General features: G+C 57.3%; 9 protein-coding genes and 3 pseudogenes. 5 read left to right on the plus strand and 7 right to left on the minus strand.

Going from position 1 to position 13,660, the window contains the following annotated elements:
• Positions 1-31: 31 nt before the first annotated feature.
• A pseudogene (locus AC1ECK_RS09580) lies at positions 32-1,705 on the plus strand (Tn3 family transposase); the annotation flags it as partial.
• Between the two features lie 116 nt (positions 1,706-1,821).
• Positions 1,822-2,226, plus strand: a pseudogene (locus AC1ECK_RS09585) (IS110 family transposase); the annotation flags it as partial.
• A gap of 683 nt (positions 2,227-2,909) precedes the next feature.
• On the opposite strand, the gene AC1ECK_RS09590 reads toward AC1ECK_RS09585, so the two are convergent.
• The 5 genes from AC1ECK_RS09590 to AC1ECK_RS09610 all read right to left on the minus strand — a co-directional run bounded on the left by AC1ECK_RS09590 (position 2,910) and on the right by AC1ECK_RS09610 (position 8,237).
• Complete coding sequence (locus AC1ECK_RS09590) at positions 2,910-3,266, minus strand: hypothetical protein (protein ID WP_480318284.1); 357 nt, start codon at positions 3,264-3,266, stop codon at positions 2,910-2,912.
• A 173-nt stretch (positions 3,267-3,439) separates the two neighbouring features.
• A complete protein-coding gene (locus AC1ECK_RS09595; protein WP_480318286.1) occupies positions 3,440-5,386 on the minus strand; it encodes an AAA family ATPase in 1,947 nt (648 codons plus the stop codon).
• Between the two features lie 121 nt (positions 5,387-5,507).
• Positions 5,508-5,792 (minus strand): hypothetical protein, encoded by a 285-nt coding sequence (locus tag AC1ECK_RS09600; RefSeq protein ID WP_480318288.1) that lies wholly within the window; start codon positions 5,790-5,792, stop codon positions 5,508-5,510.
• A 738-nt stretch (positions 5,793-6,530) separates the two neighbouring features.
• Positions 6,531-7,328, minus strand: coding sequence for a CAP domain-containing protein (locus tag AC1ECK_RS09605; RefSeq protein ID WP_480318290.1), 798 nt, complete (start codon positions 7,326-7,328; stop codon positions 6,531-6,533).
• 258 nt (positions 7,329-7,586) lie between these two features.
• Positions 7,587-8,237 (minus strand): hypothetical protein, encoded by a 651-nt coding sequence (locus AC1ECK_RS09610; RefSeq protein WP_480318292.1) that lies wholly within the window; start codon positions 8,235-8,237, stop codon positions 7,587-7,589.
• A 220-nt stretch (positions 8,238-8,457) separates the two neighbouring features.
• Between AC1ECK_RS09610 and AC1ECK_RS09615 the strand changes: the two genes are divergently transcribed.
• The gene (locus AC1ECK_RS09615; protein WP_480318294.1) at positions 8,458-8,769 is read left to right on the plus strand and encodes a helix-turn-helix domain-containing protein; all 312 of its coding nucleotides are present in this window, start codon (positions 8,458-8,460) and stop codon (positions 8,767-8,769) included.
• 371 nt (positions 8,770-9,140) lie between these two features.
• Here AC1ECK_RS09615 and AC1ECK_RS09620 read toward each other — a convergent pair whose 3' ends face one another.
• The gene (locus AC1ECK_RS09620) at positions 9,141-9,509 is read right to left on the minus strand and encodes an HVO_A0114 family putative DNA-binding protein (protein WP_480318296.1); all 369 of its coding nucleotides are present in this window, start codon (positions 9,507-9,509) and stop codon (positions 9,141-9,143) included.
• A gap of 672 nt (positions 9,510-10,181) precedes the next feature.
• Here AC1ECK_RS09620 and AC1ECK_RS09625 point away from each other — a divergent pair.
• Positions 10,182-10,614: pseudogene (locus AC1ECK_RS09625) on the plus strand (UDP-glucose 4-epimerase); the annotation flags it as partial.
• Between the two features lie 174 nt (positions 10,615-10,788).
• Here the strand turns inward: AC1ECK_RS09625 and AC1ECK_RS09630 are convergent.
• On the minus strand, positions 10,789-11,910 hold the full coding sequence (locus AC1ECK_RS09630) for a porin (protein ID WP_480318298.1): 1,122 nt from the start codon (positions 11,908-11,910) through the stop codon (positions 10,789-10,791).
• 550 nt (positions 11,911-12,460) lie between these two features.
• Between AC1ECK_RS09630 and AC1ECK_RS09635 the strand changes: the two genes are divergently transcribed.
• Entirely contained in the window at positions 12,461-13,414 is a 954-nt protein-coding gene (locus AC1ECK_RS09635) for a LysR family transcriptional regulator (RefSeq protein ID WP_480318300.1), read from the plus strand.
• The last annotated feature ends 246 nt before the right edge of the window (positions 13,415-13,660 follow it).

The raw sequence follows: 13,660 nt of genomic DNA on the forward strand, positions 1-13,660 counted from the left end.
GGCGATCTCCGTACAGGAGCAGGTAGCATGACTGACCGATCTTGCACATGAGGAAGCCAAAACGAAGGTCGAACTGCCTGATATCACCAATGTACTAATCGAGGAGCTCGTTCGCCATCGCTACGAGCTCCCGTCGCTGGCAACGCTGCAGCGTATTGCTGTACAGGCCCGCGCGGACGTCAACGAAACGATCTATTGGTCTATTGCGGATGTGCTTGACACATCACTCGTTGCGAGAATCGATGTGCTCCTTACCGCCAGAGCCGGAAAATCGAGCCGGGATGAGCTGAAACGCGAACCGCAGCGGCCTTCCGTGCGCGCGATCGCGAGTTTCCTCAAACACATGCGTGCACTGCGCGAGCTCGCCGATGGATTGCCGTAGGCACTGGCGATGCTTTGCATGAGCAAGCGGACCCAACTGGTGATTGAGGCACGTGCCCTCGACGTAGCGGAGTTCCGATCGCTCAGGCCAGCCAAGCGCTATGCGCTCACCCTGCTGTTCATCCAGGCGAAATTGCAGAAGGCGCTTGATGACGTCGCCGAGATCTTCATCAAGGTGATGCGCAAGCTGGAGTCCTACGCCAAGACCCGGTTGCAGAAATATCAATTCGCGCACGCAGACGCACTGGAAAGTCTCGCCGGGCAATTCCGGAACATGTTGCAAATCCTGCAAGGTAAAGAGATTCCGGAACGCGAGCGGCTATCGAAGATTCGCGAAGCGCTCGGTGAGCCGACCTCATCCCTCAAGCAATGCAACAAACTCATCGCTTATGCGGGCAGTTTCAATTTACCGTTCATGCCGGTGCCATACCGTCAGCAGCGTTCTCTGTTATTTCAATGTCTGAACGTGTTGCCACGGCAATCGAACGCCCAGAACCGCTCGGTGCTGGTTTCGCTCACGTGGCTGAAGGGTCTCCGCAACTCACACTGCGAATATCTGCTGCTGACCGACAACGATCTTGCGAACTTACCGCTGGACTGATTGCCAGAGAAATGGGAGAAAGCCGTCTTTCCACACGGCCGCGACAGTTACATTCTATATCGGTGTTCCCTCGAACTGCGCGCGCTCCAGCAGATCATGCGCGAACTCAATTCGGGCAATCTCTATGTGGAAGACAGCGACCGTTTCGACGATTACCGTATCCATCAGGTATCCAATGAAGAATTCCGGCGCGAGCTGCCACGCTATTGTGAAATCGTCGGACTACCCATGGAAGGCAAGGCCTTCACGAAGAATCTGCATGAACAGCTCAGTGCTGCGCTCGACGAGACCAACGCGCGATTCCCGGAAAACGACAGCATCGAGATCGATGCGAACGGGCTGATCATTCACATTCACAAGCAGGGCAAGAAACCCGAGTCACCCGACAGCACGTTGATCGATCAGGCTATCACCGCGTCAATGCCACCGATCAGTATCCTGGATCTTCTCGCTGAAACCGAGCAGTGGCTCAAGTTCCATAAACTGTTCGGGTCGTTATCTGGATTCGACACTAAGATCGACGACCAGCGCAAGCGCTTCATCAGTACGCTGTTCTGCTACAGATGCAATCTCGACCCCAGCCAAACAGCGCGCTCGATCAAAGGCCTCAGCCGCAAACGAGTCGCCTTGCTCAATCTGAAGCACGCCACGGAAGAGCGGCTCTATAAGGTAATCGATGCCTACAATCAATTCGCGCTGCCGAAATTCTGGGGCAGCAGCAAGAATGAAATGAACTCGTCCCGCCCATGAGCGCGAGGGCGGTGGATCCTCACGTGCCAATGGCATCGATGTGCCCAGGTGGAAAATGCACGCATTTCCCGGTGACTGGAGGATCCACAATGAACAGTATGGCCGTAGGCGTTGATATCGCCAAGCAGGTTTTCCAGGTGCACTATGTCGATCCGGAAAGCGGAGTGATCGTGAACAAGCCGATAAAGCGAGCGATGTTTCTTGAACACTTTGCGAATCGTGCGCCGTGTCTCATCGGAATGGATGCATATGGAGGTACGCATCATTGGGCCCGGCAGCTAATCAAGATAGGGCACGAAGTCAAACTGATACCAGCGGAATTCGCCAAGGCTTTCAGCATCCGCAACAAGAGTGATGCCGCTGACGCACGCGCCATCTGGCTTGCCGTTCAGCAACCAGGCAAGCCGGTCGCTGTGAAGACCGAGACGCAACAGGCGATGTTGGCGCTGCACCGTAAGCGGCTCGGCTGGGCCGGTGCCCGATCCGCGCGCGTGGGGCAATGATACGGGAGCGTGGAGGAGATCTGGATAGATCACGTGAGATCGTGTCCGTGATCGACTGTACTGCACACTCAACTACCATGAATTCCACAAACCGGACGACAGCGACCCAACGCTTGCGGACAAACCCAGCTCTCGGTTGGGTTCTTCTCGCTACTGCTGTCCGGAAAATATCCAGCGCAAGCTTATCCTGCTGTGGTATTGCCAAATACCAATCCCTCCCCCCGCCTTTGAAACCTTAATCGGAAAATTTTCGGCTAACAAGAAGACAAGATCTCCATTTTCCAAGTATATGGCCAATTAATAACGAAACGACCAACATCCGTCGAGATCTGCAGCCTTCACCGTTAAGATAAACCATCGGCCATTTGACATGGAATTATTTTGCGTTCTGCCTCTGTTTAGGTACCATTCTGCAATCGCCACTGATCACGGCCCCGACATACGTATCTAGGTACATGTCGACACTCAGAGTCATTTCGTTTAGTTCCATGCGTATATCCGTTGTTGTGAGTGCATCGCCAAGCCGCCTCGGCGATTGCCACGCAGAAGCCCAGATACTCGATGAATGGGCCACGCGATGGACTGAAAAAGACGAGCCCCCGTAAATCTTTGAACTTATGTGGCATATTCTGACGGAGAGACGATGAGCGTCTCTCGTCGTCGTTGATGAACAATTACAGGTCAAAGTCTTTGCGAAATTCGCGTCGCACGAACTCAATAAGGTCCGGCAGGAAGGGCGGCAAAACGGTCAGCGTCAAAAAGACCGTACGGGCAGCCATAAGCATCATGAGCAGCTTGATGCCTTTGGCCACACCGACCACCAAGGCAGTCCAGCCGGGAAGCGTGACTGCCATGACGTCGCTCAGTTGGTTCACGCCCCACATTCCCAGGAAGAGACCGATCAGGATCGTGGAAAATGGCAGAGCCATGGTCATGTAGCCGACGAGATTCAGTATCGCGACCACGGGCTGCGGAAGATTAAAGCTTTCGTCAATGATCCTGAGGTCGGGTTTGTTGTTCTGGCGTTTCATGCTGTTCTCCTGTAAGTGGTTCATCTCAGACTTGCTGAATGGGAACTGGATCTTTCCGCGCCTTTGATTCAGTTCTATTCCAGGATAAATCAATCGATTAGCAATGCAAATTTAGATGCACTGCGGTCACCGTTCTGCCTTCTGGTCCTGCAGCGAAGAAACAGGTTCTTCGCTCAGTTTACTGCGCCGATTCCGTCAGTGAATACCGCTTGGGCTGCGACAGAGATATCGGCCGGACGAAGCTCGGCTGCGTCTTCCTGTAGCGCACGAACAGCGGCAAGGTTGACTGCCCGGCCAAGCACGGCGTCGGCGTCCGCGATCGAGCGGCCAGCGAGAACGGACAGGCAGCGTTCGGTTACACCGCTCAGGATCGTGTAGCGCTGATCCGATATCTTCTGCAGGCTGGACATTACATACGCCTTCATCGCCTGACGCCCCGGTACATCGAACCGGATCTTTTCTTCGAACCGACCGCCTCGGACAGCCGCACTATCGAGCCGGTCATAATGGTTTGTAGCCGCGATGTAGATCACGTCACGAATCCGGCCATCGGCTCCGTCAAGCGTGGTCAGGATTTTGGCGGTGAGTGACGGGACGTTCGAGTACCGGCGCTTCAGGAGAACGTCGTCCGCCTCATCAATGAAGACGATGACCGGGCGGATATCTTTCGCCTCACGCACCAGTCTGTCCCACAGGTCGGGTTTACCGATGAGGGTGGTGCCGGTCATCCTGAGGAAAGCGTACCCGCTCGCCTGGGCGAGCGCCATCGCCGCCTGGGTCTTGCCGGTTCCGGACGGCCCGAAGAAGATAATTCCGGTGGGCAGGCTGCCACCGATCTGCTCCAACCGGTGAACTTGCCTCATCCTGAATGCGAGGTCACGCAGCACATTCTGGGAAGCCGGGGGCATGATGATCTCGTCAACGGACTTGACGCCTTCCGGAAGCCGGCCACGACGCCCCTGCAACAGACGCATGGCCTGCATGCCATGATCGAACGTGACGCGGCCGGTTCCAATTAGGCCGTCACGCCGCATATCGGTAAGCGGCCCACCCAGACTGGCGAGACGGCTTGCGCTAAAACCTTCCCATCGTATGGCGAGGCTCGCGACGAGCCGACTGTCGATCATGCCATAGCCGACTGCTTCGCCGATGGATTTGCGCAGGATGGCACGGCGAGCTTCGAGGTCCGGAGGCGGGACTTCAACGCGGAAATCGAAGCGCCCCTCGCGGATCGCTGCGGAATCCAGGTTGTCGACGAAATTGGTGGCCGCCACCAGCACGACCTGTGTACCGTGAAGACTGTTGATGCCCGTAAGCATGACGTTGGACAGATCTTTGTCCATTGCATGAGCAGCATCGCGGTCCTTGACGAAAGAGTCAAATTCATCGAGGAACAGCACGCACCGACCAAACTGACGGGCCTGCCTGAACACGGCCTCAATCTTTTGCGGTGTCTCATTGATCCATTTCGACGCCACATCGCCATACGTGACAGGGAAGAACGGTACATTGAGCTCGCCAGCCAGCGCCTCGGCAAACATCGTCTTGCCGTTGCCGGGCTCGCCAAAGAGCAGGATGCCGTTGCGCTTCGACCCCTCGTTCCCGATGATGGTCTTCCCCGCTGCGGAGAGGCGCTTCTTTGTGTCGCTCATGCCGACAAGATCAGCAAACGAGTAACGGGCACGTCGCACGTTCTGACTGAACGAGTACTCCGGTGCAGGTGGCTGGGCCGGGTGACGCGTGGCCTGCACCACGGCTCCGCCGTTCACAGTACGCTCTGATGAACTGGCCACCGCGGCCAGATGGCGACGCCGCATGATCATGCCGATCGCAGCAATACTCCAGATGGCGATGGCGTATGCGCTGTACACGTTAAATGCAAACACGAGCCGCAGCATGCCCATGCTGAATACAAGGAAAGCTGCCCCGATCCAGCGGTCGCTCCCCGGATTCTGGAGACATACGGCGGCCGCCGCCAGAAGAGTCCAAACCAGTAGTACGTGAAACTGGTCCGCTCCCACGTGGAAACCAGCGTGAAGGGATCCCATGACCCCAACCACAAACATCCCCACAAACGTCCAGCGCACGATGAGCAACACCGGCGTGTAAAGTTGGTTCATTTTTATCCTAGGAAGTTGGTCCGAAGGCGGTTCGGGACAGCGATCGACACCGGCGATGCGGGACACGCTGCCACAAGGTCATGCCCAGGGGCACATAAATAGGTGCAGGCCAGCGCATGCGCTACCGGCGCGGCGCATCGGTCCAGTAACGCAGTCGGCCACGATGGCGCTTCTGCGGGCGCTGCCGGCGTGTGCGTAGGCGAGCCGGTTTTGATCTGGAACGTTTTCCCAGCCGCACACGGAACTTGAGCCGGCTCCCGTGCTTCCATCGTCTGGTGAAGTGCCGATACCAGGCCTGAAGCACGTCAAGCGAAATGGAGGCCGCGACATAGCCGGTAACCCGGCCGTCCGTTACCTGAATGACCTCCTCGCCGTTAGCTTCGAAGGTGAAACGTTTGATTCCCATTTGCAGTTCCAATAGTGAATCTGGTCGATCGCCGCCACAGTTTTCTGTGGCGGAACGGGGTCGCTCGGGGGGGGGCAGGATCACTCACGGCTCCGACGCCACTGGCGTATCCATCGGGTGAGGTGTATCAGCGGCCTGACATAGTCGAGAAGACATTCCCGGACTTCATCCAGAAAGATTCGGCACAGTGGTTTGGTGTTGCTCATTTCCAGTCCTTGTGAAGGTCGGGCCACAGGATTGACCCTTGATCCGCAAAAATGCAGACGCGCCAGGTGCGCAGACGTTGACCAGCCGGTCTTTCGTGTCAACATGGCCAACCGCGTGAGGTTGCGTCGACGCGCACCACGCGCGCCTGCTCGAAAGATCGGACAACTACTGGGCACACCAGGCATGTGCATGCGCCCCCCCCCCCGATCACTATGTCTCCGCCTGTTTGAGCGGGAACACGAAGCCAGAATCGCACGTGGTTGAAGCAATGCAACCAGGGGTTGAGTAGTAGAGGAAAAAGCAACAAACCACGCCTGATAGGAACGACGTGCGGATACGCGACTCAGCCAGATCCACGATATGGCTGAGTCAATGGCTCAGGTGCGGGAAAGGCGGAGAGTCTTGCCTAGGTATCCGACAAGATTGTGAGGAACGACGGGGAGTCGTTTACGTTCCCGGTTGCATCCAGATCTGGTGGGCGCCAAGACCGGTCAATCCTGGTCATCCGCGGTTTCGTCTCTCCTATCCGGATTACTCGCTTGCAGCCGTGGTAAAGCTGAAACTGCGTGAAAAGGGCACCCCATTGTCCGTTCCGGTGATAGACGCCGTATAAGCGGTGCTGGCGCTTAGAGGTGTCGTGGGGTAGGCAGACGCCGTGTACGGCTGCAGGATCCGGTTTGGGTCGCTGGCCGAATCCAGGAGTTGCAGGTTGATGACCGTTCCGCCCGGGGCCGTCAACGTTCCTGCGGTCAGGGTGATCGTATCGGTAGTATTGCCCACCACCGCGATGGGTGTGCCCCAACTGCCGGATGTGTTCGGTGGCGCGGGTTGCTCACCCACGATCGAATACAAGACGCCGGTCACGCCCTGGCATGGATAGGTCAGCGGGGAATTACTGGAAGTGTGCCCGAAGGTCGTGTTCAGCAGGCTCATGGACCCCCACACCTCCGGGTAGCCGTTGTAGGTCGTCTGGTAGGTACCGACACCGACGACTCCAGACGGGGTGAGCACAGCCGGGCCGTGGTATGCCCCGGCAAGCCACTCGTTGACGAGATTCTGGCCATATTGGGTATTCGTCAGGGCCGGGACCGAGTAGTCCGCCGCACTGACTCCAGCCCCGCCCGCGCCGGATGGAAAGCCTGCTGCGACGGCCCGGTCCTGATACGTTACGCCGGTAAAACCGGCATTGCCGGATGTCTCGCTGTCGCCTCCCGCATTGTTCAGGCCCATGTACTGCGCGTGAGCGGCCGCGGCCTTGTCAAGGAGCGTGTTGTCCTGAAGTCCTGGAAAGCCACAGGCCTGACGGGCCTGGTTGAGCGTGTTGAGCATGGCGAGCTCAACACTGCCCGATGCGTACTCTGGTGTACTGGCGGTCGTAGCCGCGATGGTTGCACTAGCCGAACTGGCCGGCGCCGAAGATGCAGGGGACGCGGAACTCGCTCCAGACGCGGCACTGGTCGGGTTACTGCTTCCGCCTCCACCACCGCATGCAGCAAGCAGCAACATCAGGGGCACCGCAGTGACGCCACCGCCGAACAGCCACTTCGTAATCGTACCTTTCATTGTTATCCCCATTCATCTTCAATGTCATAAACCCGCCACGCGCTCGTCCTCCCACCCTTTGTTGGTCAGAACGAGGACTGCCTTGTCCGTGAACTTCCGGGGAGTGGTGATTCCGCGCAGCCATTCAGACTGCGCTATCAATTCGGGGGCGTGGGTCCAGTCGGGAAAGTCCTCGAGGTGCCCGGTGTATTCCACCTGCGAAACGGTCCGCTCCGTCGCGGATGATGGCTGGGAAAACCGGTCGACCGAGTCAACAACGAAGCGGCCAAAGCACAGGGATGGTCCGCTGGCAGGCACATTCTGGAAATAGGGCTTCGCCTTGTCGGACACCTCAATCCTGATGAACGGCGCCTTGTAGGAGCCAAACATCGGGAGGCCTGGCTGCTCCTTGTAGACAACATGCAGCGTGACCAGTCCAACCGTCGCGAGCGCCTTGAGCAGGGGTTTCTGTGCGATAACCTGATCATCGGAAGGATGTCCCTGCGCAAGAACAACAGGAATGCCCTGTGCAAGGTTGGCCTGTGGACCATCTAGCGAGAGGCACGCTTTCTGTGTCCTGACGCCCTCGGTTATGGCCGCCTTGAAGTTGGCCTCGTTTGCCGCATTCCTGTCACTACACCCCGTCATCCATAACGCACCTGCAACGATGGCAGTGCGGATCACTGTTTTTTTCATGTTGCCCCGAGTGTTGACCGGCCAGCCCGTTCCCGATGGAATGGCTGGCCCTTGTTATATCTGACTGCAATTCGATCGTTGGCCTGGCAGCAGATTGCCGCCGGTTTCACTCTGATCTGGCACCCCACGAAGTGTCTGCCCGCGAAAAACTACGAACTTCGTAGTATCGCGCATGCAAGTTTGCTACGATATTCGTAGCCCTGTCAATACGGGGCTATATATGCTGGCGACCGGGAACTCTGTCTTCGGAGCGCGCCTGAAGGAAGCGCGCCTCCGTGCCGGGTTGTCACAAAAGCAGCTCGGCATTGACGCAGGCCTCGATGATTTCGTGGCCAGCACCCGTATCAACCGCTATGAACTGGGCATTCACAAGGTCGACTATCCGTTTGCCCGCAAACTTGCAGCAGTGCTGTCTGTACCCGTGGCTTACTTCTACGCCGACGACGACGAGCTGGCAGAATTGATCCTCCTGTTGAGCAAGCTATCGCGCAAAGCGCGGGCTCGACTCCTTGAGATTGCCCGTAGCGAGTAGTCCGACATAAGACAGCCGTGGCGTCATCGCGGCGTACGTTAGTACAGCGACAGAACACCATTTGTCGAGATACTGCCTCCCAATAAATACCGCGACGCGTCCGGCGCGGCTATCGAAAGCCATGAACCGCCCGGCAACGTTGCCTTTGGCGTCATACGGGAAAAGACAGACCGCTCAATGAGCCGGTTTGCGCGTGAATCCGTCCATATCGATGTCGCCTCCGGGAGCGCTAATGAGGTACCGGCTCTCAACTTCGATGAATGCGCCTGACGGAAGCATCCCGCTTTCCCACACCGATGTGTATTCCAGACGGTTGCGCCGCATGGTCCCAAAAGTATCGAGTGCAAATGTGATCGCGCACGCGGCTGTCTTCAATTGTGGTCCCCCATTTGTTCAGGAAGCGCAGCGAATTGTAGTCGGATCTCGATATCATCAAAATCAAACAGGTAACGTGCGTCACATTCGAGATCAATGATTTCGAGGTCCAGAAGCGTTTCCAGATCGCGGCGCACCATCACCTTGTCGCGATCAAGACTCTCGGCAATCGCATCTGCCGTCAAAGGTCCCACGTCTCGCAGCAGCCGGATGATCTGGATGCGATCTACCGTCATTGCCTTAAGCAAACTCTCGGGCTCCTCAAAGAATATAGAGATGGAACCGGGATATCGGCTGACAGAGATCCTCTCCATCCGTTCTTGCGTGCAATTAGATGAAACCGTCTGAAGCGTAAGTAGTCTCATGGTCGTTTCTCTATGGAATGATGCACGCCGGAGTGCGGCGAATTCCTGATGCGTTGGCGCCGCCCCGGATTGCTGGCGAGCGCAAACCGGATACGTTTTCGTGCTGATGTCAAGGTGCTACGCAAAACGGTCCAGACATATTCCGTGGGAACGACGCAGGGGCGTCGCACGGAAATTTTCAAGACCAGCCAGCCGGAAGATGTCAGCGACGATCTATCGCGAATCGCGCCGCCACACATGCTTACAGCAGTCGCAGGTGAGTTGGAGGACTCGACGTTCAATTCGTCTCGGGACAACTGAAGTCCAGCAGAAAGCCTGGCCTGAGCATGTACATTGCGCCAGCGCCTATCGTCCCGATCTCCGACTGCTGCCTTTCGATGTTCCATACACACCGAAATCAGGCAACCAGCGACAGCGCGAACGCCATGATCGAAACGAATATACGTAGGCCGTCGAGCAATTAGCGATTCGGACGAGTCGCATCGCAATGAGATCGTCGACAAAGAGCACATTGCAGGGAGCGTTGTCGGTCTTGCATGAGCGTTCTCCAGAGTTGCGTTAAATTGATTGTGATTTGCGCGGGCGGGGAGCGAAATCACAAAACTAGTTTTACGCATGACTCGACCAATGCAAGTCGACGCGGCTCCAGTTATTAATACTGGCGGGCGCAGTCTGATTGAGGAAGATACGGCTGACGTTCCAAACAACGTGATGCGGCATGCGCCCCGGGTGACTAACTGCTCATTCAGAGGAGACTACAAGACACCCGATAGCATCGGCGCGCACGACTTCATCCAAGGGATCGATCTGGCGCGCGGCCACGTTGGACGCGCTGTCGAAGCACGACGCGAGCTTCGTGGTGAATCTGGGCACGGGCCAGGGGTATAGCGTGCTCGATGTGGTGCGCTCGTTCGAAAAGGCGTCGGGCCGGCCGGTGCCGTACGAGATCGTGGCGCGGCGGCCTGGCGATGTGGCTTCGTGCTATGCGGACCCGGCAGCGGCGGCGAAGCTGCTGGGTTGGCAAGCGGAGTTCGGGATCGAGCGCATGTGTGCGGATCACTGGCGGTGGCAGGAGAAGAATCCGCGGGGGTTTAACGCGACCTGACCGTCAGCGGGCCGTTCGGAAGCCCGGCCTGCCAGGTGGCTTCCCCCGGGCAAGCGCCGCCTAGGCCGGGCAGCAGTCAAAAAGCGGCGCCATGCTTTGCAGCATGGCGCCAGGACGTGCCTCTCGTGGCAACGTGAAACGAACCAGCCGCCCGACTGCCCCTGCGACGTGGCGTCAGAACGAGTGCTGAATCCCCGCGTATGCGCCGGTCTGAGTATGACCTTGCAGCGGGTTCTCGTTGTACACACCGTCGCTCAGGCCGCCGGGACCTTCATTGTTGGCATCGAGACCGAAGTTGGCCGTGCTGCTGTTACGCACGGTCGCAATCTGGAAATCGAGCAAGGTCCGCTTCGACAGGTTGTAGGTGCCGCCCACCGTATAGATGGTTGCGTTGCCGCCGCCGTTGTTCGCGTTCACGTGGTAGACCGCGGCAATCAAGGCGGCTGCCGTCGTGGCTTGCCACGTCACGCCGCCCCATTCGAGATCGGCGGTAGTCGGCTCCGTCGGCGAACCTGCCGGCGTGACGACGCCACCCGAGGTGCGCTCAGCCGTATAAGCGGCTTGCACCTTGAAGCGGCCGAGGAACAGGTTGCCGCCGACAAAGTATTCACGCGAGGCCGTGAACGGATTGTCGAGCTGGCCGTTGAGCGGATCGCGAATTTCGTCATAGATGCCACGCAACTGGAACAACGAATTGGTATACGTGAGCTGCAGGCCGTCGGTACGGCCGGTTGCTGCCCCCGGCACGCCGGCATTCCAGTTTGTGGAGTTCGACAGGCCATACTGGCCGTACATGTCGAAGCCATAGAGTTTCGGCGACTGGTACGAAACGTTGTTGCTGGTGTGCTCCCAGTTGCGGCCTCGAACCAGCGAAGCCGACGACCAGTTCGACTGGCCAAAGGGATCGAAATCCCAGTCGCCGTTGGCGATCTGCAATTGGCGCCCTAACAGCATCGTACCGAACTGGTCATTGGACAGACCGACATTTGCAATCCGGTCAAAAATGGAACCTGCTTGACCAAACGAGCCATTCGCAGTACTAAACCCGCCTTCCAACTGAAAAACGGCCTTGTTTCCGCCACCCAGGTCCTCTGAGCCTTTGATACCCCACAGGCTTGTCCCCCAGTCGCCGCTCTCCTGCCGCCAGCGCGAGGTGGAACCGGTGCCGGCATTGTTCGGCAAGCCATTTATATACTCGATGCCGGCATCCAGGCGACCATATAAGGTCACACTGGTTTGCGCGTGCGCGACCACGCCTGCCGACATCAACGCAGCGGCAAGCAAAGACTTCTTCACTCTCATCATCTCCTCCATACCGTTTTAAAGGAAGCAGTCCACCCAATGGGCGGAGCAAAACTACTTTTAATTGGGTTTCTTTTACTACTTTGGTTACCAGTCTACCAAAATTCATTTCGCCAGACACAACAATCCAGACTGCCTTTAAGCCACGCTTCCAAGCCGCAACATAAACAGATTGAAAGCAACTCCCCATGTCATCGCCCAGCCACGGGCCATACCTTTCCACATAACAGGACGCTCGCGAGTTGAATCAATGAAATTTTCCACATTGTGGCGATTAGGATGAAATCCGGAAACAAGCGATTATTGTATTCACCAACAATCGAAGGCCTACGCAATTTCGACGAGAACTTAATTTCCAATTTAGAAATAGATATTTTACAATTCTGATGACATTCAATTTAGAATCACCATTTTTTCCATTAATGCAAAACTGTTTTGATAGATTTCGCATCAATATAAGAAATCGCCATCAAGATACAATCGGGTAAGTTTTCGAAAGGGTCGATTCCCGAAGCGTCAACCTTGTTCTGTGGTCAGGATTACGATGGACACGTTGGACAGCATGCGGATGTTCGTTCGAGTCGTGGAGGCCGGCAGCTTCACAAAGGCTGCGTCGCTCGCCTCCGTGAGCACGCCTCAGATGTCGCGGGCGATCACCGACCTGGAGTCCCGGCTGCATACACGTCTGCTCAACAGAACAACACGGCACATGTCGTTGACCGAGGCCGGTGAACGTTATCTGCAGCATTGCGAACAGATTCTCGCTCAGGTCGATCTGGCGGAAGCGGAAGCGACGGGTACCGGTGGCCAGCCGTCGGGCAAGCTGCGGGTTCATGCGACGACCAGCTTTGGCCAGCATCATCTGGCGCCGCTGATTGCCCGGTATAACAGACGCTTTCCGGAAGTGCTGATCGAACTGGTACTGGCGCAACGGGTGCCCGATATGGTCGAAGAAGGCTTCGACGTCTCGGTCGTGGTGGCGCGGGGACTGGCTGATTCCGCCCTGGTATCGCAACGCCTCGGTAGCGTTTACACGATTCTCTGTGCTTCTCCGCGCTACCTGGAAAGGCATGGCACGCCGCTGAACCTCGCGGATCTGCACAAACACACCTGCCTGCAACTGGTTCTACCCGATGTGCCGCTCGGACGATGGCATTTCGAAGGCGCGGACGAAGCGGTCTTTCGTCATGCCAGGCCCACGCCGCTCACCATCAATGTCGCCGAAGCGCTGGCCGAGGCCATTCGCGAAGGCATGGGCATCGGGCCCTTGCCTATCGCCGTCGCGCTACCGGCGTTGCGCGACGGCAGCCTCGTGCGTGTGCTGCCGGAGCGCCGTCTGCGCGCAAACAATGTCTACGCATTGTATGTATCGAGACGCTATCTCGACGCCAAGATCAAGACCTTCGTCGAGTTCCTGCGGGAACAAGTGCCGCTTTCGCTCGATGCACAGGATCAGGAGCTCGCGGCGTTCGGATACGGCCAGATCCTGAGCGCATAACGCAGTGCCGTGCGTGGCACGCCAAGTGACTGGGCAAGTCGCGCCCCCATGGAACGCTGCCGGGGTCTTGCGACTTCGTTCTTTTGCCATCTGATTCTTTTATGACCAGCGGGACGCATGGTTCCTGCCGTACGCATTCGCCAAAGCTTCGGGATACCAACGGATCCTTACAGGGCAAGGCTTCCCGCGTCTTACATCATCCGGCGGCAAGCACAAAACGGGTGCTGGTCCGGGATTTCTTGCGGT

Source organism: Paraburkholderia sp. SSBN10T (assembly GCF_056619545.1).